This window comes from Stenotrophomonas sp. P5_A8, from assembly GCF_056400545.1.
Genome location: NZ_JBFULB010000635.1, coordinates 1 through 720, shown reverse-complemented (window position 1 = coordinate 720; position 720 = coordinate 1). Strand labels below are relative to the sequence as shown.

Annotated in this window: 1 pseudogene; it reads right to left on the bottom strand. The window is 65.6% G+C overall.

The annotated features are described in order from the left end of the window. Positions 1 to 422 precede the first annotated feature (422 nt). Positions 423 to 720 (bottom strand): annotated as a pseudogene (locus AC1DQP_RS21195) (hypothetical protein); the annotation flags it as partial.

The window sequence follows — 720 nt, the reverse complement described above, 5'->3', positions numbered from 1 at the left end:
AAATAAAGGAGGAGGCCGCCCAGCGGCCGGGGGACATTTGCGCCAGGRGCCTACCGGCCGCTACGGGGCCCACACGCGCGCGACAGACCTGGGCGAAGACAAAGCCCGATCCACACGTCGCCGGTAATCCCCGTCCAAGCGCGTAGCGCTGTTCTCACTCTGCACCGGCGCTTGCAACAAGACGCTCCCCTCAGAGGGGGGAAGCACCTTCTATTCGCCTGTTTGAAACGACACCGGGCCGCACGATGGCGGCCCGGCGGTACTTCTTGCCCGGCGGGTATCGACCGTCGGTCGATACCCGTTATCCGGCGCGCGCTACGTCAGCGCAGCAGCGCGATCAGCAGCAGGATCGGGATCGGAATGCCCAGGAACCACAGCAGCAGATACTTCATGGTGAATTCTCCTCGTTGAACGTTGGGGGCTTACAGGTCGCGACGGCGACCGCCCCAGGTGGCAAACAGGCTGGCGCTGAAGGCACCGATCAGCAGCGTGATGAACAGCCACAGCGCGGCATACGCGGTCGCCTTGCGGGCATCATCGGCGGCCTGCTTCGCGTCGGCCTTGGCCTTGTCCAGCGTGGCGCGCAGACGGGTCTGCATGTCGGTCACGCGGGCCTGCGCTTCAGCCTGGCTCATGCCGGTCTGGTTGGCCACGAGCTGGGCCAGGTACTGGGTGTCGGCCGGGTCCATGGTGTCGGACTTGAGGCTGTTGACCACGATC